Origin of the sequence: Acidovorax sp. 62 (assembly GCF_002754495.1) — a bacterium.
Lineage (GTDB): Bacteria > Pseudomonadota > Gammaproteobacteria > Burkholderiales > Burkholderiaceae_C > Acidovorax.
Map to the genome: position 1 here is coordinate 1,777,830 of NZ_PEFJ01000001.1, position 19,742 is coordinate 1,797,571.

At 65.8% G+C, this 19,742-nt stretch carries 16 protein-coding genes; 13 read left to right on the top strand and 3 right to left on the bottom strand.

From position 1 onward, the window contains the following. Positions 1 to 366 precede the first annotated feature (366 nt). Both CLU86_RS07925 and CLU86_RS07930 read left to right on the top strand, forming a co-directional pair. Entirely contained in the window at positions 367 to 1,341 is a 975-nt protein-coding gene (locus tag CLU86_RS07925; protein ID WP_099655581.1) for a tripartite tricarboxylate transporter substrate binding protein, read from the top strand. Between the two features lie 311 nt (positions 1,342 to 1,652). Further along, on the top strand, positions 1,653 to 1,946 hold the full coding sequence (locus tag CLU86_RS07930; protein WP_099741231.1) for a helix-turn-helix transcriptional regulator: 294 nt from the start codon (positions 1,653 to 1,655) through the stop codon (positions 1,944 to 1,946). A 51-nt stretch (positions 1,947 to 1,997) separates the two neighbouring features. Here the strand turns inward: CLU86_RS07930 and CLU86_RS07935 are convergent, their stop codons facing one another. The 3 genes from CLU86_RS07935 to CLU86_RS07945 form a co-directional block, all read right to left on the bottom strand. After that, positions 1,998 to 3,971: a tetratricopeptide repeat protein gene (locus CLU86_RS07935; RefSeq protein WP_099741232.1), complete on the bottom strand. Its 1,974-nt coding sequence runs from the start codon at positions 3,969 to 3,971 to the stop codon at positions 1,998 to 2,000. Positions 3,972 to 4,249: 278 nt separating this feature from the next. Continuing rightward, the gene (locus CLU86_RS07940) at positions 4,250 to 5,536 is read right to left on the bottom strand and encodes a M20/M25/M40 family metallo-hydrolase (protein WP_099741233.1); all 1,287 of its coding nucleotides are present in this window, start codon (positions 5,534 to 5,536) and stop codon (positions 4,250 to 4,252) included. 117 nt (positions 5,537 to 5,653) lie between these two features. Continuing rightward, positions 5,654 to 6,580: a LysR family transcriptional regulator gene (locus CLU86_RS07945; protein ID WP_099741234.1), complete on the bottom strand. Its 927-nt coding sequence runs from the start codon at positions 6,578 to 6,580 to the stop codon at positions 5,654 to 5,656. A 108-nt stretch (positions 6,581 to 6,688) separates the two neighbouring features. Here CLU86_RS07945 and metE point away from each other — a divergent pair, with 108 nt between their 5' ends. The 11 genes from metE (at position 6,689) to CLU86_RS08000 (ending at position 19,725) form a co-directional block, all read left to right on the top strand. Beyond that, complete coding sequence (gene metE, locus CLU86_RS07950) at positions 6,689 to 9,079, top strand: 5-methyltetrahydropteroyltriglutamate--homocysteine S-methyltransferase (RefSeq protein ID WP_099741235.1); 2,391 nt, start codon at positions 6,689 to 6,691, stop codon at positions 9,077 to 9,079. Between the two features lie 243 nt (positions 9,080 to 9,322). Beyond that, complete coding sequence (locus CLU86_RS07955; protein WP_099741236.1) at positions 9,323 to 9,856, top strand: MarR family winged helix-turn-helix transcriptional regulator; 534 nt, start codon at positions 9,323 to 9,325, stop codon at positions 9,854 to 9,856. 89 nt (positions 9,857 to 9,945) lie between these two features. Next, complete coding sequence (locus CLU86_RS07960; RefSeq protein WP_099743420.1) at positions 9,946 to 11,406, top strand: efflux transporter outer membrane subunit; 1,461 nt, start codon at positions 9,946 to 9,948, stop codon at positions 11,404 to 11,406. Positions 11,407 to 11,572: 166 nt separating this feature from the next. Continuing rightward, entirely contained in the window at positions 11,573 to 12,910 is a 1,338-nt protein-coding gene (locus tag CLU86_RS07965) for an HlyD family efflux transporter periplasmic adaptor subunit (protein WP_099741237.1), read from the top strand. Between the two features lie 12 nt (positions 12,911 to 12,922). Further along, positions 12,923 to 14,554, top strand: coding sequence for a DHA2 family efflux MFS transporter permease subunit (locus tag CLU86_RS07970; RefSeq protein WP_255408829.1), 1,632 nt, complete (start codon positions 12,923 to 12,925; stop codon positions 14,552 to 14,554). A gap of 249 nt (positions 14,555 to 14,803) precedes the next feature. Next, on the top strand, positions 14,804 to 15,169 hold the full coding sequence (locus CLU86_RS07975; RefSeq protein ID WP_099741238.1) for a DUF2946 family protein: 366 nt from the start codon (positions 14,804 to 14,806) through the stop codon (positions 15,167 to 15,169). 195 nt (positions 15,170 to 15,364) lie between these two features. Then, the gene (locus CLU86_RS07980) at positions 15,365 to 15,643 is read left to right on the top strand and encodes a hypothetical protein (protein WP_099741239.1); all 279 of its coding nucleotides are present in this window, start codon (positions 15,365 to 15,367) and stop codon (positions 15,641 to 15,643) included. Between the two features lie 31 nt (positions 15,644 to 15,674). Beyond that, positions 15,675 to 16,130 (top strand): hypothetical protein, encoded by a 456-nt coding sequence (locus CLU86_RS07985; RefSeq protein WP_099741240.1) that lies wholly within the window; start codon positions 15,675 to 15,677, stop codon positions 16,128 to 16,130. A gap of 161 nt (positions 16,131 to 16,291) precedes the next feature. After that, positions 16,292 to 17,233, top strand: coding sequence for an MbnP family copper-binding protein (locus CLU86_RS07990; protein ID WP_099741241.1), 942 nt, complete (start codon positions 16,292 to 16,294; stop codon positions 17,231 to 17,233). Between the two features lie 2 nt (positions 17,234 to 17,235). Then, positions 17,236 to 18,444: a methanobactin export MATE transporter MbnM gene (locus CLU86_RS07995; RefSeq protein ID WP_233194877.1), complete on the top strand. Its 1,209-nt coding sequence runs from the start codon at positions 17,236 to 17,238 to the stop codon at positions 18,442 to 18,444. After that, positions 18,445 to 19,725: a hypothetical protein gene (locus CLU86_RS08000; RefSeq protein WP_233194878.1), complete on the top strand. Its 1,281-nt coding sequence runs from the start codon at positions 18,445 to 18,447 to the stop codon at positions 19,723 to 19,725. Positions 19,726 to 19,742 lie beyond the last annotated feature (17 nt).

Genomic DNA, 19,742 nt, shown 5'->3' on the forward strand with positions numbered 1-19,742 from the left:
TCCTTTGTCTTTCGCTGTGTAGCGGTTTGGTTTTGCAAACGTTGTGCGTTGTCGTACAACATGTTGCAAATTTTGAGACGAATGGAGCCAATGCGCCAACGGGATTACCCGTAGCAGCCCGTGGAGATTGGGCCGTGCAAGCCGTAACCACCGAGGCTTTTTGAATTAGGGACTTTCCCTAGGTAAACGGTACCGTTTCACACGCTTGAAAACACGGCGAAAGCCCTGTGCCGCGGGGGTTGAGGCAGAACTCCACACCAGCTTCCGCCCTCCCCGCCAAGCCCAGCCTACGACCCCAGACCTTGTTTCGCAAACCACGTAGTTGTACGATGACAAACAACAAAACCCAGACTCAGGAGACCCTCCATGCCATTGATCCGCCGCACGGCCTTGCTGGCCGGCATTGCCGCCCTCGCAGCCACCAGCGCCTTCGCCCAAAACGCTGCCGAATGGCCCACCAAGACACTGCGCATCGTGGTGCCCTACCCACCCGGCGGCAGCTCCGACATCATTGCGCGCTCCATCAGCCAGTCGCTGTCTGAAGCGCTGAAGCAGACCGTCATCGTTGAAAACAAGGCGGGCGCCAATGGCAACCTGGGCGCAGACTTTGTGGCCAAGGCCGATCCGGACGGCTACACCATGCTGCTGTGCGACGTGGGCGCGCTGGCCATCAGCCCCTCGGTCTACACCAAGCTGTCGTTCGACCCCTCCAAGGACCTGCGCGGCGTGACCATGCTGGCCTACTCGCCCCACCTGCTGGTGGTGCACCCCTCGGTGCCCGTGAACAACCTCAAGGAGCTGGTGGCGTATTCGAAGAAAAACGACCTGAACTTTGCCGTGACCGCCACCGGCAGCGCCCCCCACCTGGCCGGTGTGGCGCTGGAGCGCGCCAGCGGCGCGCGCTGGCAGTACATCCCCTACAAGGGCGGCGTCACCGCCATCCAGGACACCGTGGCAGGCCAGACCCAGATCCTGATGAACGGCATGCTGGCCACCCTGCCCCAGGTGCAAAACGGCAAGCTCAAGGTGCTGGGCGTCTCCAAATCCACCCGCATGCCCCTGATTGGCGACGTGCCCACCATTGCCGAGCAAGGCGTAGCAGGCTATGAATCGGGCACCTGGCAAGGCGTGCTGCTGCCACGCGGCACCCCCGATGCCATCATCCAGAAGCTGAACAAGGCCCTGATCACCGCCATCCGAGCCCCAGAAATCCGCTCGCGCCTGGCCGGACAAGGCGCCGAAGTGGTGACCATGACCCCTGCCGAGCAAGACCAGTTCTTCGCCAAGGAACGCGCCCGCTGGGCCAGCGTGGTGTCTGCTGCCAAGATCAAGCTGGACTGAGCGGAGCCCCCCGCAACGCACGGGGCGCGAACCAAAGGGGCTTCGGCCCCTTTGTCGTTGCCAGCAGCCCAAATCACAGCGGTTTGCCAGGACGCGAGCGCGTGAATATGGAGCCGACCTCTTTGAAATAGCAATATCCGTTCGGGTTGAGCTTGTCGAAACCTTGCGCGGCGCTTCGACAAACCCGTCCTGAGCCTATCGAAGAGCTCAGCGTGAACGGTTCAACGGTTCAAGCAGAGGTTCGCGCCGGATCAATAATGTGGGACGAACCTGTTCCCGATAACCTGCTTCATTTGCCTGCCCACCTGCCCATGACCCAAGCCACCACCGCCCCCTTGGTTCTTCACATGCCCGCCCCCAGCGCCAGCGAACTCAAGGCCGCCCGCATTGCCGCAGGCCTGAGCCAGGTGCAAGCGGCAGAACTGATGGGCTACCCGGTGCAGCAAGGCAGCCGGGGCGGCCTGCAGTCGCGCACCTGGCAAGCGCTGGAGAGCGAGACCGACGAGCGCACCATGCAAGGCCCGGTGTTTGCCATGTTTTTGCTGCTGACGGGGCAGCACCCTACGCACACGCTGGCAGACAAGGCACTCATCAGTGCCTCGTAGAACCTGAGGGCCTGGGTGCGCGGGCGCCGCGCCGCCGCAAGCCCCCCCTAGTCAACGGCGCTCGCGCATCGCCTTGAACAGCAGCAGCGTGCACACCGCCATGCCCACCAGCGGGATGGCGGCCAGCAGCGCCACCACAGCGCGGGCCAGCGGCGACCAGTCCAGGTCCCCCGTGGTGCGCCACGCGCCCACAGCCCCCACCAGCCCAAACGCCATCAGGCCCATGCGAAAGCTGGCACCGGGTTTGAAGAAAGCAATCACCAGCACCACGTTGGCAATGCCCACCATCAAGGCCAGGTGGCCCCAGTGCATGGAAACACCGGTGCCCTGGTGCCCCCTCAAGGCGTCGCTTTCTTCATCCTCATCGTCATCCACCCGCTGGCGTGGCCTGCTGGGTGGAGTGCCAGATGGCGCCGCAGCCGCCGGAGGGCCCATGCCCGTGGTCGCTGCCGCTGCGGCCCCACCCATGGCCTGGCGCACCACCGGGGCGGGCCCCGCCGCCGGAGCCAGACCGCGCTGTTGCAACACCGCACGCAGCTGGCCGGGCTCGCGCAGTGCCGCCACCAAGGCGCGCACAGGGCCTTGCTCGTTGGGTGCCAGGCGCAGGTCGTCCACCCGCATCGTGGTGCCACCTGCGTTGGCCATCATGAACAGCGCCTTGGCCACCAGCACGTCCTTGGGGCCACCGGTACCCACCTCGATGAAGGTGCCCAGGTTGTAGGTGGCATCGGCATGGCCCGCTTCAGCCGCCTGGGCATACCAGGCGCGGGCCTGGGCTGCATTCGCTGGGCCACCTTCGCGGCCATGCTGGTCGGCAATGCCCATGTACTGCGCTGCATGGGGGTTGCCCTCGCGGGCAAACCAGCCCACGAAATCGCGGGTGGCAGTGCCTGTCCAGACCTGCGCAGTAGCGCCCACAGCCGTGCTGGGTTTGGCCTCTACAGGCGCCAGGCTCAGGCCCTGGGGCGATGCCGCTTCGTCCTTGCGCTGCTGCAGCTTTTGCGCCTGCTGCCGCTGCTCTTGTGCGGCGGCATTCCATTGGGCAGCAGCGGCCTTGTCCACCGGGCCGCCCCAGCCATGTTCGTGCATCAGGGCCAGCAGACGCTTGGCGGGCTCATGGTCCCATTCCGTAGCGCGCTGGCACCAGTAGCGGGCGTTTTCAAAGTGGGGCTCTTCCCAGCCGATCACGACCTCCAGCGCCCAATGGAAGGCGGCCACCTCGTGCCCCAGCGCAGCAGCGACCTCCAGGCCGCCCGCAGCTTCGATGCGCTTGCGGCTGTACAGCATCGTCTGTTCGGTGCGGTCAAAGGCATCGTCCACTGCCTTGCGCTCGGCGTCGATCAGTTGCAGCAGTGGCTCCCCGGCTGCGGCCTTCAGCCGCGCCAGCAAGGCCTGGATGCGCACCTTGGCTTCGGGCGGAAATTTTTCAAAAAATGCCTGCGCATCCGCCTGTGTCTCGGCGTCGTGCGCGCCCATCAGCTGCAGCGCCGCCCCCAGGTCAAAGTGCCTGCGCTGGCCCAGGATGCCAAAGCGCATGGCCCGGCCCAGGGCATAGATGGCGTGTGGGTTGCCGCGTGCGGCCCAGGCCCGGTACTCGGCCCAGGCGGTGGCGTCGTCACCCGCTTTGCGGGCACGCAGGGCGCGGTGCACCTGCAGGTCGGGCTCCTCGGGCACGTCGCCGTTGCCCAGGTAGTGCACGCCACTTTGCGGGTCATACAGGCTCAGCCCCAGCCGGGTGGCCTGGGCCCAGGCGTGGTCAAAGGCATCGTCCCAATGCGGGGTGCGGGTGTTGATGCCAAAGCCCAGCGTCGGGAAGGTGGTGACGCCCTCCTCGCTACCGTCCAGCCACACGTCCATGTCTTCTGGAAAGCGGGCATGCAGCGCCTGGCCCCAGAGCAAAAACTTCGGGTTCTGCGCCGTCTCAGGCCCGTCGGACACGCGCTCGAACTGCGCGTCGGCCTCGGCCTTGGTTGTGGGCCAAGGCCAGTCGGCGGGCTTCTCCCACAACTGCAAGGTGTAACTCATGCATCCCTCCCGGCGCAGCGTTGGCGCTTTCTTGTGAAGGGGCAGATTTTAGGATTTGAAACAAAAACAGGCTGTAGCGCTTTAAATACAAGCGCTAGCAGCTATTTAATTCATAGCAAAAAAACAACATGGGCGTGCCGCTCAGAGCGGGCCGCCGCGCCCAGCGGTGCCCTGGCAGGCAGCAAAAAACCCCACGCGGACAGGCCGGTGGGGTTGAACAGGGGGCAACAAGGGCGCATGGCGGGCATGCGCCCCCCCGCTTCAGCCACCAGTCCCCATCACTTCAGCACGCCGCGCGAGATGTCCATCACCATGCGCGCAGCCAGGTACAGGCGGGGCACGATGGTGTTGATCTGCACGTACTCGGCGTCGTTGGAGTGCGCGCCGTAGCCCGACAGGCCCATGCCCTCTACCACCGCGCCCTTGGTTTTGAGCGCGGCAAACGCTGCATCGGTGCCGCCGCCGGTGGCTTTTTCCACCACGTTCAGCGACATGCCCAGTTCTTGGTAAATCACCTTGCCATAGCCCGCCACGCGGCGCGATGCATCGTTGGCCTCCAGAGGCGGGCGGCGCACTTCAAACTTCACATCCACCTTGGATGCGGGCAGCAGCTTGCTCTTGACCTTCTCTTGCAGGCTTTTCTCCAGCCCGTCGAAATCGGCCACGCGCAGCGCGCGCGCATCGGCCTGGGCGGTGGCCTCGGCCGGGATCACGTTGCGGTTGGTGCCTGCCTTGGACACCGTCCAGTTCAGCTTGAGCCCCTCGTCGGCTTTGGACAAATCCTTCATCTGCAGCAACTGGTGCGACAGCTCATACAGCGCGTTCACGCCATCCTCGGGCTTGGCCCCGGCGTGCGACGCCTTGCCTTGCACCGTGAGGTAAGCCGCCCCAATGCCGCTGGTGGCCAGGCGCAGCGTGCCGTCGGTGCCTCCGCCTTCAAACGAAAACACCACGTCCTGCTCGACCGCCACACGGGTGATGGTGCTGCGCCAGCCGGGCGAGCTGATTTCTTCATCGCCATTGATCAGCACGGTGAGCGTGCCGTAGTCCTTGAAGTTGAGCTTTTGCAGCACAGCGATGGTGTGCAAGATCAGGGCAATGCCCTGCTTGTCGTCTGAAATGCCCAGGCCGTAGGCCTTGTTGCCATCGATGCGGAACGGCTGGCCTTTGAGCATGCCTTTCAGGTACACAGTGTCCATGTGCGCGATGAGCATGATCTTCTTGCTGCCCGTGCCCTTGAACACGGCCTGCACGGCAGGGCCCACCTTCTCGGGGGTGTCGTCCAGGCGGTAGATATCGCTGGTCTGCAGCACGTCCACCGTGCCGCCCAGTTGCTTGAGCTGGCCGGCAATGCGCTCAGCAATCTGGTTGAGCCCCTCGATGTCCTTGCTGCCCGACTCGATGTGCACCAGGTCACGCAGGGTGTCAAGCAGCGGCTGCTGCTCTTGCTGGGCCAGGGCGTGCACATCGGCCACGGGCGCAGCCTGGGCGGCCAGCGCAAAGGCCATGGCCAAGGCGGCCATAAGGGGGCGGATCACAGAAGGGGCAGTGGACTGGTGTGGCATGGGTGTTCGAGCAAAAAGGAGGACGCGGAGGTGGTGTGGACGGCCATTATGGGCGCATGAAATACAAATTTCACGCCCAACGCGTTCTGCAACATCCGTGCCAAACCCTGCACGCCATCACAGCAGCTCCACGCCTTTGAGCGTCACAAAACTCGTCTCGCGCGTCACCTGCACAAAGTCCTGCAGGTACGGCTTGGCCGACAGGCTGGGCAGGCAGGCGGCGTGCAGCTCGCCGCGCAGGCCTTTATCGCCAATCGGTCTGGCAGTCACGTATCCCCGGTCCAGATAGCTCTGCACCGCCCACAGCGGCAGCGCCGCCACGCCGCGCCCGCTGGCCACCAGCTGCAGCATGGCCACCGTCAGCTCGGTGGTGCGGCGCGGGGGGCGCACGCCCGCGGGCTCCAGCACCTGGCGGATCAAATCGAGCATTTCGTCGGGCACGGGGTAGGTGATGATGGTCTGGTCGGCAAAGTCCTGCGCCACCAGGTGCGGCTTGGCCACCAGCGGGTGCGTGTTGGCCAGCAGCGCGCGGATCTCGAAGCCAAACAGCGCGTGGTAGTCCACGCCCGCCTCGTCGGCATCCACCTCGGACACGATGGCCACATCGGCCCGGCCCTGGTGCAGCAGGCCCACGGGGTCGGCATGGAAGCCGCTCACGATGTCCAACTCCACCTCGGGCCAGCGGGTGCGAAACGCATCCATGGCGGGCATCAGCCAGTCAAAACAGGTGTGGCACTCCACCGCAATGCGCATCTGCCCACCCTGCCCCAGCACCAGGCGGGCGATGTCACGCTCAGCCCCTTCCACCTGCGGCAGCATGGCATCGGCCAGGGCCAGCAGGCGTTCGCCCACGGCGGTGAACTGCGGCGGCACCGATTTGCGCTCAAACAGCGGCTGGCCGTAGCGGTCTTCCAGCAGCTTGATCTGGTGCGACAGCGCCGACTGCGTGAGGTTGAGCAACTGCGCGGCCCGCACCAGGCTGCCGCTGTCGCGCAGGGCCACCAGCGTGCGCAAGTGGCGCACTTCCAGGATCGACTGGTTCATTATTAATTTTCAAGTTGATCAATTAAAACTTTCGTTTGAATAATAAACGAGCCCGCGCGACCATCGGTGCCTTCATTGCATTGCTCCATTCAGAAGAAGGAAATCACCATGTCGCTCGCCGCAGTCGCCGTAACAGCCGCCACCCGCCGCCCCGTGCGCACGCACACCCTGGGCTTTCCGCGCATGGGGGCGCAGCGTGCGCTGAAATTCGCGCTCGAATCCTTCTGGCGGGGCGACAGCACCGAGGCCGAGCTGCAGGCCACCGCCGCCCAGCTGCGCCAGCAACACTGGCAGGCGCAGGCCGACGCGGGCCTCGGCTTTGTGAGCGTGGGCGACTTTGCTCTGTACGACCACGTAGCCAACCACATCCAGCTGCTGGGCTGCGAGCCTGCGCGTTTTGGCTTTGACGCCCAAGCGCCCGAGCTGGCGCGCTACTTTGCTATGGCCCGGGGCGTGTCGGCCCAAGCTGAAAACCACCAAGGCTGCAGCGCCGGTTGCACAGCCCAGCACCACACCACCGGCCAACCCGCGCTGGAGATGACCAAATGGTTTGACACCAACTACCACTACCTCGTGCCCGAGTTCAGCGCCCACACCCAGTTCCACCTGGCCAGCGAGCGCCTGTTTGCCGAAGTGGCCGAGGCCCAGGCGCTGGGCCACCGCGTCAAAGCCGTGCTGCTGGGGCCGCTGAGCTTTTTGTGGCTGGGCAAATCCAAGGCGGCGGGCTTTGACCGCTTCAGCCTGCTGGAGCAACTGCTACCGGTGTACGAAACCGTGCTGGCACGCCTGAAGGCCCAGGGTGTGGAATGGGTGCAGATCGACGAGCCCATCCTGGGTCTGGACCTGCCCGATCCGTGGCGCCACGCCTTTGAGCCCAGCTACTGGCAACTGGCACGCAGTGCGCCCAAGCTGCTGCTAGCCACCTACTTCTCGCCCCTGGCAGAAAACCTGCGCCTGGCTTGCCAGCTGCCCGTGGCAGGCCTGCATGTGGATGCCGTGCGCGCGCCCGACGAGCTGGTGGGCGTGGCCGACTGGTTGCCGTCGCACAAAGTGCTGTCGGTGGGCATCGTGGACGGCCGCAACATCTGGCGCACCGATCTGGATGCGGCGCTGCAAAAGCTGCGCCCCGTGGCCGACAAGCACCAGGGCGAGCTGTGGCTGGCACCGTCGTGCTCGCTGCTGCATGTGCCGTTCAGCTTAGAGGCCGAAACACAGCTGGACGCCGAGGTGAAGTCGTGGCTGGCGTTTGCGGTGGAAAAACTGGACGAGCTGCGCGTGCTTGCCACCGCCTTGTCGCAAGGCGAAGCGGCGGTGAACGACGAACTGCACGCCGCCCGCACCGCCCTGGCCGCCCGCCGCGCCAGCCCGCGTGTGCACCGCGCCACCGTGGCGGCCCGCATTGCCGCGGCCGCGCCAGGGGCCGACCAGCGCGCCAGCGCCTTCCCCGCCCGGCAAAAGGCCCAGCGCGCACGGCTGAGGCTGCCGCTGTTGCCCACCACCACGATTGGCTCGTTCCCGCAGACGGCGGAGATCCGCGCCGCACGCGCCGCCTTCAAGCGCGGGGCACTGGATGCGGCCCACTACCAACAGAAGATGGAAGCTGAAATTGCCTTGGCCGTGCGCAAGCAGGAAGCCTTGGGGCTGGACGTGCTGGTGCACGGCGAAGCCGAGCGCAACGACATGGTCGAATACTTTGGCGAGCAGCTCGACGGCTTTGCCTTCACCGCCAACGGCTGGGTACAAAGCTACGGCTCGCGCTGCGTGAAGCCGCCCATCATCTACGGCGATGTGGCCCGCCCCGCGCCCATGACGGTGGGCTGGACACAGTACGCGCAGAGCCTCACCGCCAAGCCCATGAAAGGCATGCTCACCGGCCCCATCACCATCTTGCAGTGGAGCTTTGTGCGCGACGACCAGCCCCGCGCCACCACGGCCGACCAGATCGCCTGGGCGATTCGCGACGAAGTGTGCGACCTGGAAGCCGCAGGCATCGCCATCGTCCAGATCGACGAGCCCGCTATCCGCGAGGGCCTGCCGCTGCGCCGTGCGGGGTGGAAGAGCTACCTCGACCGTGCCACCCGCGCCTTCCGCATCAGCGCCAGCGGCGTGCGCAACGATACGCAGATCCACACCCACATGTGCTACAGCGAGTTCAACGACATCCTGCCCGCCATCGCGGCCATGGACGCGGATGTGATCACGATTGAGACGAGCCGCTCGGACATGGAGCTGCTGCAGGGGTTCGGAGATTTCCGCTACCCCAACGAGATCGGCCCTGGCGTGTACGACATCCACTCGCCCCGCGTGCCCAGCGTACAAGAGATGGCCGCGCTGCTCGAAAAAGCCGCCGAGGTCGTGCCCGTGGAGCACCTGTGGGTGAACCCCGACTGCGGCCTCAAAACCCGGGGCTGGCCCGAGACCGAAGCCGCCCTGCGCCACATGGTGCAGGCGGCGCAAGAGGTGCGCGAGCGGCTGCTGGAGGAAGCGGCCCTGGCCTGACAGCCGGACAGGGGGTAACGCAGCCGCTCACGCCCCCGAACTGCGCACCCCTGACACAAAGACCAAATCATTTTGGTCTCTAGCGCTTGATAGATAAGCGCAAACAGCTATTAAATCAATAGCAAAAACTTTAAGCGTGGGCTCAACCCCACCCACAAGACGCACCCCAAAGGCCCTAGACAGGGATCGGGAATTAATTGAATGACAAAACAATAATTGTCTAGTCAATTAAATTCCATCCCCATGACTTCCGCCTCCGACACCCCCAGAGCCCCAGCGTCTGCGCCCGGCTTTTACAGCGCCGAGCACTACCAAGCCCATCAGCTTCAGCCTGAAAACAGCGTGGGCTACCTGATGCGCAAGGTGATGTCGTCCATACGCACCCAGGCCGATGCGCACCTGGCCATACACGGGCTGACCTATGCCCAATGGATGCCGCTGTTCAAGCTGTCGCTTTACGAACAAACCACCGTGGCCAGCCTGGCGCGTGACCTGGAGACCGACCCCGCCTCCATGACCCGGTCGCTGGACCGCATGGAAGCCAAGGGCCTGGTGGTGCGCGAGCGCTCCACGGTCGATCGGCGCGTGGTGCAGCTCAAGCTCACAGCCGAAGGCCAGCGCATTGCCGCGCTGGTGCCCCCGGTGCTGGCCGATGTGCTCAACGGCCACCTGAGCGACTTCAGCCACGGCGAGTGGCAACTGCTGCTGAGCCTGCTGCGCCGCATGTTGGCGAACGGAGAAGCACTGCGCCAACAGCGCAACGCAGACGCCGACTGACGCTTACAGCCCCAGCTCCTGCGCCATACGCACCGCTTTCCTCCACACAACATCTCAAAACCATTCTGGAGAATCCCGTGAACACCCCAATAAACTCCCTGCCATCTACCCGCTCAGCCCTGTTGGCCCACTTCGCTGTGTCGGCATTGGCCCTGGCGGCAGCCATCTTCCTGGTCGGCTGCGCAAGCCCTGGCCCCAGCCACACGCCACTGGCGCAAACCACCCCAGCGGCCCTGGGCCTGAACGCAGGCACGGAGACCGTTGCCCCCGCCCAGTGGTGGACCACGCTGGGCGATGCGCAGCTCAACACCCTGATCGACCAGGCCCTGCAAGGCAACCCCAGCCTGGCCGTAAGCCGCGCCCGCCTGGAACAGGCTGTGGCCCTGAGCCAGGTGCGCGAGGCCGCCAACGGCCCGCAGGCCACCCTGGGCGTAGATGCCACCCGCCAGCGCTACACCGCCAACGGCCTGGTGCCCGCCCCCGTGGCTGGCAACACTTACAACAGCGGCACCGTGCAGGCATCGCTGAGCTGGACGCCCGACTTTTTTGGCCAGCACGCTGCAGAACTGCAAGCCGCCCTGGGCCAGGCCCGCGCCGCCCAGGCCGATGCGGCCGCTGCCGCCAACACCCTGGCCGCCCAGGTCGGCCGCAGCTACGTGGCCCTGGCCCGGCTGGTGGCCCAGCGCGATGTGGCCGTGCGTGCGCTGGAGCAGCGCGAGGAACAGCGCAAGCTCACCCAAGAGCGCACCGCCGCAGGCCTCGACAGCCAGGTCGAGTTGACCCAGGCCCAGGGCGCCGTGCCCGACGCCCGCACCCAGATCGAAGCACTGGAAGAACAAATCACCCTGGGCCGCCGCCAATTGGCCGTGCTGACGGGCCAGGCACCCGATGCCTTGCCTGCACTGACGCCCCGGCTCACCACACTGCAACCCACTGCGGTGCCCGACACCCTGGGCGCAGACCTACTGGGCCGCCGCCCTGACGTGGTGGCAGCCCGCTGGCGGGTAGAGGCCGCCACCCAGGGGGTGAACAGCGCCAAGAGCGAGTTCTACCCCAACATCAACATTGGCGCGTTTGTGGGCCTGAATGCGCTGGGGCTGGACAAGGTGTTCAACGGCAGCTCGCGCCAGATGGGCGTGACACCTGCGCTGCGCCTGCCCATTTTTGACGGTGGCCGCCTGCGCGCCCAACTGGGGGGCCGCCAGGCAGAGCTGGACGCCGCCATCGCCCAATACAACGGCGCCGTGCTCGATGCCGTGAAGGAAGCGGGCGACGCCGTGGCCTCCATCCAGTCGCTCACCCGCCAGCAGGCACTGCAAGACGACGCTGTGGCCAGCGCTGAAAAAGCCTACCGCTTTGCCCAAGACCGCTACCGCGCGGGCCTGGGCAACTACCTGGTGGTGCTGAGCACCGAAAGCCAGGTACTGGCCCAACGCCGCCTGGCCGTAGACCTGCGGGCCCGCCAGCTGGACACGCGCCTGGTGCTGATGAAGGCATTGGGCGGCGGCTGGACCGATGACACGGCGGTGCTGCGCACCGCTGCGAAATAAGCGCAAAAGTCCAACGCAGAAAGCCACTCAACGCCCCTTCATGCACACCCCACCCGTTCACGCTGAGCCTGTCGAAGCGCCGCGCAAGGCTTCGACAAGCTCAGCCCGAACGGTTGGAGGAAAACAAACAAAACCATAAACAACACATTCCCGAAAGACCACTGCCATGACCGCTGCCAGCGAACCCCTCACCGCCAACGAAGCCAACACCGCCCGCCGCCGGGGCCTCACCCTCATTGCCGCCGCTGTGGCCATCGCTGCCCTCGGCTGGGGCGGCTGGCACTGGGCCAACGGCCGCCATATCGAAACCACCGACAACGCCTACGTGGCAGGCAACGTGGTGCAGATCACGCCGCAGATCGGCGGCACCGTGGTGTCCATCGGCGCCGACGACACCGACTTTGTGAAGGCGGGCCAGTTGCTCGTCAAGCTGGACCCGGCCGATGCCCGCGTGGCGCTGGAGCAAGCCGAGGCCCAGCTCGCCCAGACCGTGCGCGAAGTCCGCACGCTGTTTGCCAACAACTCCACCCTCAAGGCCCAGGTAAGCCTGCGCAGCGCCGACCTGGCCCGCGCCCAGGCCGACGCCGCCCGCATGCAGGACGACGTGACCCGCCGCGCCCCGCTGATGGTCAGCGGCGCCGTGGGCAAGGAAGAGTTCCAGCACGCCAACGCCCAACTGACTGCGGCCAAGAGCACCGTGGCCGCCGCCCAGGCCGCCGTGGTGGCCGCACAAGAGCAACTGGTGGCCAGCCAGACGCAGACCGAAGGCACCTCCATCGAACAGCACCCCAACGTGCAGCGCGCCGCCGCCCGTGTGCGCGAGGCCTATCTGGCCGTGCAGCGCGCCCAGTTGGTGGCCCCGCTCGATGGCCATGTGGCCAAGCGCGGCGTGCAAGTGGGCCAGCGCGTGCAGGCAGGTGCCCCGCTGATGACGCTGGTGCCGCTGCATGACCTGTGGGTGGACGCGAATTTCAAGGAAAGCCAGTTGCAAACCCTGCGCATCGGCCAGACCGCTGAGCTGGAAGCCGACGTGTACGGCACCAAAGTGGTCTACCACGGCACGGTGACCGGGCTGGGTGCTGGCACGGGCGCGGCCTTTGCGCTGCTGCCTGCGCAAAACGCCACGGGCAACTGGATCAAGGTGGTGCAGCGCGTGCCCGTGCGCATTGCACTCGACCCCAAGGAAGTGGCCGAGCACCCGCTGCGCGTAGGCCTGTCGATGGAAGTGAAAGTGAACACCGCCGACCAAAGCGGCAAGAGCCTGGCCGACACGCAGCGCACCACACCCGTGGCCGCCACCGCCGTGTTCGACGCGCAGTTCAAGGCTGCCGACGACGAAGTGGCCCACATCATTGCCGCCAACCTGGGCCGCAAGGCTACTGCGGCCATCGCAACGGCCCCTTCCAGCAGTGCCAAGGCGGCCAACCAAGCCACGGCCGTGCCCAGCCAGCACCACGCATCGGCCCCGGCACAACCCGCCGTGCAAACCCCTGTGGTGCAGTAAGCGGGGCGCACCATGACTGCCGCCAACCCCACCGCTGACCCCGCAGACCAGGCCCCCGCCAAGGCGGCCTCTGCAGTGGCTGCGCCCCCTGGGCCGCCACCAGCCTACCCTCCGCTCAAGGGCACGGCCCTGTTACTGGGTACGCTGTCACTGTCGCTGGCCACGTTCATGAACGTGCTCGACTCGTCGATTGCCAACGTCTCCATCCCCGCCATCGCCGGTGACCTGGGCGTGAGCCCCGGCCAAGGCACCTGGGTCATCACCAGCTTTGGCGTGGCCAATGCCATCTCGGTGCCGCTCACGGGCTGGCTCACGCAGCGCTTTGGCGCGGTGCGCCTGTTCACCATGAGCGTGCTGCTCTTCGTGCTCACCTCCTGGCTGTGCGGCTTTGCCTCGTCGCTGGAGATGCTGGTCTTCTTCCGCGTGCTGCAAGGCCTGGTGGCCGGGCCGATGATTCCGCTGAGCCAAACCCTGCTGCTGGCGAGCTACCCGCGTGCCCTGGCAGGCACGGCGCTGGCGCTGTGGGGGGTGACCACGCTGGTGGCGCCGGTGGTCGGGCCGCTCTTGGGCGGGTGGATCACCGACAACGTGTCCTGGCCCTGGATCTTCTACATCAACGTGCCCGTGGGCCTGCTGGCGGGGTTGCTGACCTGGGGCATCTACCACAAGCGCGAGACCCCCATCCGCAAGCTGCCCATCGACACCGTGGGCCTGACGCTGCTGGTGCTGTGGGTGGGCGCACTTCAGCTCATGCTTGACAAGGGCAAGGAGCTGGACTGGTTCGCCTCGGGCGAGATCATCACCATGGCCGTGATTGCCGTGGTGGCGTTTGCCGTCTTTTTGGTGTGGGAGCTAACGGACAAGCACCCCGTGGTGGACTTGAAGCTTTTCAAGGGCCGCAACTTCACCTTTGGTGCGCTGGCGTTGTCGGTGGCCTACGCGCTGTTCTTTGGCAACGTGGTGTTGCTGCCGCTGTGGCTGCAGCAGTGGATGGGCTACACGGCCACCTCGGCCGGCATGGCGCTGGCGCCCGTGGGCGTTTTCGCCATCTTGCTCACACCCCTGGTGGGCAAAAAGGTAGGCCAGTGGGACCCCCGCCGCATGGCCACGGGTGCGTTCATCGTGTTCAGTACCGTGCTGTGGATGCGTTCGCAGTTCACGGTGCAGACGGACTTCATCCACATCCTGATCCCCACCCTGCTGCAGGGCGCGGCCATGGCGTTCTTCTTCATCCCGCTCACTACGCTGACGCTGTCTGGCATTGCGCCCGAGCGCATTCCGGCAGCGGCGGGCTTATCCAACTTCGTGCGGATCACCGCCGGGGCCATGGGCACGTCCATTGCCACCACGCTGTGGGAAAGCCGCGCCGCCATGCACCACGCGCACCTGACCGAAGGGCTGGTGCAGGGCCAGGGCGTGTTTGCGCAAACGCTGGACGGTCTGGTGGCCTCGGGCCTCACGCAGATGCAGGCGCTGGCACAGATCAACCGGCTGATTGACCAGCAGGCCTTCACACGGGCGGCCAACGACATCTTTCTGGGCTCGGCAGGGCTGTTTCTGCTGCTGATCGCGCTGATCTGGCTGACCAAGCGCCCTGCGAGGGCGGGTGGCGCAGGCGCTGCAGATGCCGCCGGGGCCCATTGACGCGGGCGCAGCCACACGGACACAAGCAAAATATGCTGCTAGCGCCTATCTAATAAGCGCCAGCAGCTATTATTTTTATAGCAAATTATTGTATCAACATCCTGTGAACTGGACATGCCGTGAGGCTGCGACGTGCGCAAAGGCCCCATCCTGCGTTGTTGCCAGCCCCCTCAAAGCAGGCATTGAGGCCAACATCTTCTGCCATCCAGCTTTTGAGACCAGACCGTTTTCACGACGATAATCCTGCGCATGCAACGCTTGCGCTCCTTGTCACTGCTGGCCCGCCTGATCCTGGCGTGGTTTGTGCTGACCGTGGGTGTCGCCATCGCATCGCCCATCGTTCATCCGCAGACCATGGAGTTGGTCTGTACCACAGGCGGGGCGGCCAAGCTGGTGGTGCTGGATGACGACGGGGAGCAGGCCACCACCGCACTCCACCATACGCTGGACTGCCCCCTGTGCCTGCAATTCAGCGCCCCCGCTGCACTCGATCAGGCTGCAGTAGTCCATCCAGAGCCATTGGCACACGCCCTGCAGAAGGCCGTAGCGGCCACCATGGCCGCACTGGTCGGTGCACCTCTTCCGCCACGCGGACCGCCTGCCTTCGCCTCCTGACCTTGGGCAGTGCCGCGCACATGCGGCGCCTGGCCACGCAACTCTCCGCTAGCGCTGGTGAGTGAGCCGATGCCCTGGGTTTCCAACCGCCCCCTGTGCACCCTTGCCTTTGACGGACGGCAGCCGCCTGTGCCTGCGCGCACCTGGCGCAATGCGTGCTCAAGTCAAGGCACAAGGGCAAGTTCCCCGCACGGAATGCATGGATTTCAGGACATCGAAGTTCAGGACATCAAAGACATGGCCCATTGCCCATCCACCCAGCGTTTTCCCTCGCTGCAGCCGCATGGCGGCCTGTTCATCACCGCCTTCGTCGTGGCCCATCTGGCAGCACTGGGCGTTGCCTATGCATCGGCAGACCTCCAGGCGCAGGCCCACGGTCTGCCCACAGCCGCGCACCATGACGCGCAGGCGGTACACCATCTGGGGCGAATGAGACTGGTGCCGCTGCAGGGGCACACGCCCAGCACACATTGACCGCCATGCCCCCCGCAGGCAACGCACGCCCATGAACCGATCTTTGGCCCGCCGCCTCGGCTGGTGGCTCATCGCCTGGATGGCGCTCGCGAGCCTGCACTCAGCCTTGGCTGCCACATTGGTGCTGGCCCGGGTTGGCGGCGGCGCGGAAATGATCGAGGTCTGTACCACCCAGGGCGTACGCTGGGTCAGCATGCAGGCCACGCAAGGCAATGTGGATGCAGCACCAGAGCCCGGCAGCGCAGGTGCAACGACGTCCGACAATGTCACAGGTGATGCAGGCGCCATCGGTGCCGATGGCACACCACATTGCCCACTGTGCCGCTTCATCGGCGATGCCGCACCCGACTTCACGCGCAGCGACCTGCGCTTTGCCCCGCCCCTGCAATACCGGCAGCGGCCACCCGACAAGCCCCAACCCCTGAGCGCCGCCGCCCGTGTGGTGCTCATGTCGCCTCCACGCGGCCCGCCTTTGGCCGGTTCCTGATTCGCCGTTGCCCTGCACATGCGCCCCCAAACCGTGGGGGGAGTGCACTAGCACGCCATTCTTTTTTTCAGACCAAGGCCGCGCCAAGCGGCCTTGCAAACCCTTTTGCCAATTGCCCCAACCTGTCTTTGACGCGGGCATTGGCCTCACGAAGTATTGCAATGACACATTCCCATACCCCATCGTCTCACCGTACGACTCTGGCCTTGGCCCTTGCCTTGGCACTTCCTCTGACGCTGGCTGCCTGTGGCGGCGGCGGTGGAGGCGACACAGCAACCCCTGTGCCCACCGGCCCCCAAAACATCTCCATTGACTTTGCCGCCAAGGCTGGCACCCAAGACGTGAAGTGCGGTACCACCATAACTGGCTTGGGCAGCAGCAAGGCCAACGCCGATTTGCACGATCTGCGCTTTTACGTGAGCAACGTGGCGCTGCTCAACGACAAAGGCGAATCCGTTGCAGTGACCTTGGATGTGAACGACTGGCAAACCAAGGAAGTCGCGCTGATCGACCTGGAAGATGCCACTGGCGCCTGCGCCGACGCGGGCACCAAGGCCATGAACCTGAAGATCACAGGCACGGTGCCCGCAGGCACTTACAACGGCCTCAAGCTCACCATGGGCGTGCCCTCCAGCCTCAACCACACCGACTATGCCGTGGCCACCAAGCCCATGGATGTGCAGGCCCTGGCCTGGTCGTGGCAGGCGGGGCGCAAGTTTGCGCAGATCGAGGTGAACCCAGCCGGGGGCGTAGCGCGGCCAGCGCCTGCGGCTGCAGGCAAAACCTTCTATGTGCACCTGGGCTCCACCGGCTGCACGGGCAACCCAGTGACGGGCGAGACCGTGAGCTGCGCACGACCCGACCGCATGGATTTCAGCTTGAGCAGCTTCAACGTTGCCACGCAAAAAGTGGTTCTGGACTTGGCGGCCTTGTACACAGGCACCAACCTGAATGAAGACCTGGGCGGCGCACAGGGCTGCATGTCGGGCGCCACAGACCCCGAGTGCAACGCCATCTTCAAGGTGCTGGCGCTCGACCTGACCACGGGCAAGCCCATCAACGGCGGCAGTGGCCAGACCCTGTTTCGCGTGGAGGGCAAATAAGCATGACACACCTCCATTCGCTGGTGCAGATGCGGCGGATGGCAGCCCAGGCCGCAGGCCTGGTCGGTCTGCTCGGGGCCTTGGCCCTGGGCGGCTGTGGCGGGGGGAGCACCTCCGTCAGCGACAGCTCGGGCTCCAGCACCAGCTGGGCATGGGCGCTGCCATCGTTCTTCCCCACCCCCAAGGTGCCTGACAACAACCCCATCACCGAAGCCAAGGTAGACCTGGGCCGCTTCCTGTTCTACGACACTCGCCTGTCAGGCAACGGCACACAGGCCTGCGCCAGCTGCCATGTCCAGTCCAAAGCGTTCACCGATGGCCTGGCCACGGCCATTGGCTCCACTGGCCAGCACCACCCGCGCAACTCGCAGGGGCTGGCCAACGTGGCATATAACGCCACGCTCACCTGGGCCAACCCGTCGCTGGTGACGCTGGAGAAGCAGATGGAAACGCCGCTCTTTGGCACCGACCCTATCGAGATGGGCGTGAACGACAGCAACAAGGATGCCATCCTGGAGCGGCTGGCGGGCGACGCTGCCTACAAGGACAAGTTTGCCAAGGCCTACCCCGGCCAGAGCGCGCCCATCACCTGGGGCAATGCCATCCACGCCATTGCGTCCTTTCAGCGCACCATCCTCTCGGGCAACAGCCCGTACGACAAGTACCTGCAAGGCAAGGCCCAGCTCCCCCCGGCGGCTGAACGCGGCATGAACCTGTTCTTTGGCGAAAAGGCCGAGTGCTTTCACTGCCACAGCAGCTTCAACTTCAACGACCAGACGGTGCACGCGGGCAGCCGCATTGTGGAGACACCGTTTCACAACACGGGCCTGTACAACATCGGCGGCACCGGGGCCTTCCCTGAGCCGAACCGGGGCGTGTACGAGCTGACGCAGTTGGTCAAAGACATGGGCAAGTTCCGCGCACCCAGCCTACGCAATGTGGAAGTCACCGGCCCCTACATGCACGACGGCAGCATCGCCACGCTGGAGGAAGTGCTGGACTTCTATGCCGCAGGCGGGCGCAACATCACCTCAGGCCCCCACGCGGGGGACGGGCGTGCCAACCCCCACAAAAACGACTTCATCAACCAGATCAACCTCACCGCCCAGGAGCGCGCCGACATCGTCGCCTTCCTCAAGTCGCTGACGGACCAGGATCTGCTCACCAACCCCAAGCTGTCCGACCCGTTTGCGACCGCAGGAGCGAAATAGATGACCCACCCGCTTTCAGCACCACCCCACCAAAGCCAGCCGCTGCGCAGGCATGCCTGCGCCCTGGCGGCAGCCACGCTGTGCATGCTCTCACTGCAGCCCGCTGCGGCGCACGACGGCAGCGATGCCAGCATTCCGCCCACGCCTGGCCTGCAAATCAACGCAGCCGCTGCCTTGAGCTATCAGCACGCCGACCAGCCTGTGCCTGCCCAGCGCCTGACCGGCGTGCTGGGCCTGGGCGATACACCCACCGACCAGCGCGGCTGGGCGCTGGAGCACGGTACCCTGGGTGCAGGCGTGCGGCTCACACCCCTGCTAGGGGCCACCGCCACCTTGGGCAAACACGGCAGCGAACGCGCCCACGCCGAAACCGCCTGGCTGGAAGCGCGCCCGTCGGCAGACTCTGACTTCACTCTGGGCGCCGGGCGCAACCGCATGCCCCTGGGCCCGGTGATCGGCAACGCGGGCCACCTGGACCGCTTTGGCCAGATGCCCCTCATCAAGCGCGCCGCCTTCAATGGCGACTGGATCGAAGACGGCGTGAACCTGTCCTGGCGCCCCCACCTGGAAGGCGCTTTCGAGTGGTTGCAGGGCATCGATGCGGGCCTGTGGCGCGCACGCCGCTTTCCGGGCAGCGAAAACGCGGCCTGGGCACCCACGGTGCGCGCCCGAGCGGCAGGGCCTGTATGGGGCCATGCCGGTGACTGGGAAGCCGATGTCTTCTACAGCCGCCTAGAGCCCCAAGGGCGCGGTGCCTACGTGCAGCGCAGCAACAACGGCCACATCCACACCGCCCCCCAGTGCAGCGCCAGTCTGCGCGACATCACCTGCTTTGACGGCACGGTGGACCTGCTGGGCGCCAGCGCCAGCTGGGCCACCCTCCTGCCGGGAGTGCGGCTGACGGCGGCCGGGGTGCTGCGCAACGAACGCGGCAACCTGTACTCGCAAAACGGGGACACCCGCTACCAAGGCCGCACTCGTGGCGGCTGGCTGGAGGCGCTGTGGCAGCCCACGGCCCAGTGGGAAGTGGCTGCGCGCCAGGAATGGCTGCGCAACAGCAACAGCGTAAGCGGCCCTGGCGCTGCGCTGGTGGCCGCAGACGCCAACCTGCTGCCCAACAACCCGTCGCGCCGCTTCACGGCCATGCTGGGCTGGCGCCCGCGTGCCGGCTGGCTGCTGGCCCTGGAGGCCGGGCGTGAGCGCATTGCGGGCAAAGACAACAACGTGATGGCGCTGCGTGTGGTTTACACGCCAGGCCCGCTGCTGGAGCGCAGCTGGTGATGCGCCCCACCCTACCC

Excerpts from the sequence above, each read along its gene's own strand:
- CLU86_RS07980 (WP_099741239.1), top strand. The coding sequence starts at position 15,365 with ATGCATGGATTTCAGGACATCGAAGTTCAGGACATCAAAGACATGGCC.
- CLU86_RS07945 (WP_099741234.1), bottom strand. The coding sequence starts at position 6,580 with ATGAACCAGTCGATCCTGGAAGTGCGCCACTTGCGCACGCTGGTGGCC.
- CLU86_RS07970 (WP_255408829.1), top strand. The coding sequence starts at position 12,923 with ATGACTGCCGCCAACCCCACCGCTGACCCCGCAGACCAGGCCCCCGCC.
- CLU86_RS07940 (WP_099741233.1), bottom strand. The coding sequence starts at position 5,536 with ATGCCACACCAGTCCACTGCCCCTTCTGTGATCCGCCCCCTTATGGCC.
- CLU86_RS07995 (WP_233194877.1), top strand. The coding sequence starts at position 17,236 with ATGACACACCTCCATTCGCTGGTGCAGATGCGGCGGATGGCAGCCCAG.
- metE (WP_099741235.1), top strand. The coding sequence starts at position 6,689 with ATGTCGCTCGCCGCAGTCGCCGTAACAGCCGCCACCCGCCGCCCCGTG.
- CLU86_RS08000 (WP_233194878.1), top strand. The coding sequence starts at position 18,445 with ATGACCCACCCGCTTTCAGCACCACCCCACCAAAGCCAGCCGCTGCGC.
- CLU86_RS07965 (WP_099741237.1), top strand. The coding sequence starts at position 11,573 with ATGACCGCTGCCAGCGAACCCCTCACCGCCAACGAAGCCAACACCGCC.
- CLU86_RS07975 (WP_099741238.1), top strand. The coding sequence starts at position 14,804 with ATGCAACGCTTGCGCTCCTTGTCACTGCTGGCCCGCCTGATCCTGGCG.
- CLU86_RS07990 (WP_099741241.1), top strand. The coding sequence starts at position 16,292 with ATGACACATTCCCATACCCCATCGTCTCACCGTACGACTCTGGCCTTG.
- CLU86_RS07935 (WP_099741232.1), bottom strand. The coding sequence starts at position 3,971 with ATGAGTTACACCTTGCAGTTGTGGGAGAAGCCCGCCGACTGGCCTTGG.
- CLU86_RS07930 (WP_099741231.1), top strand. The coding sequence starts at position 1,653 with ATGACCCAAGCCACCACCGCCCCCTTGGTTCTTCACATGCCCGCCCCC.
- CLU86_RS07985 (WP_099741240.1), top strand. The coding sequence starts at position 15,675 with ATGAACCGATCTTTGGCCCGCCGCCTCGGCTGGTGGCTCATCGCCTGG.
- CLU86_RS07925 (WP_099655581.1), top strand. The coding sequence starts at position 367 with ATGCCATTGATCCGCCGCACGGCCTTGCTGGCCGGCATTGCCGCCCTC.
- CLU86_RS07955 (WP_099741236.1), top strand. The coding sequence starts at position 9,323 with ATGACTTCCGCCTCCGACACCCCCAGAGCCCCAGCGTCTGCGCCCGGC.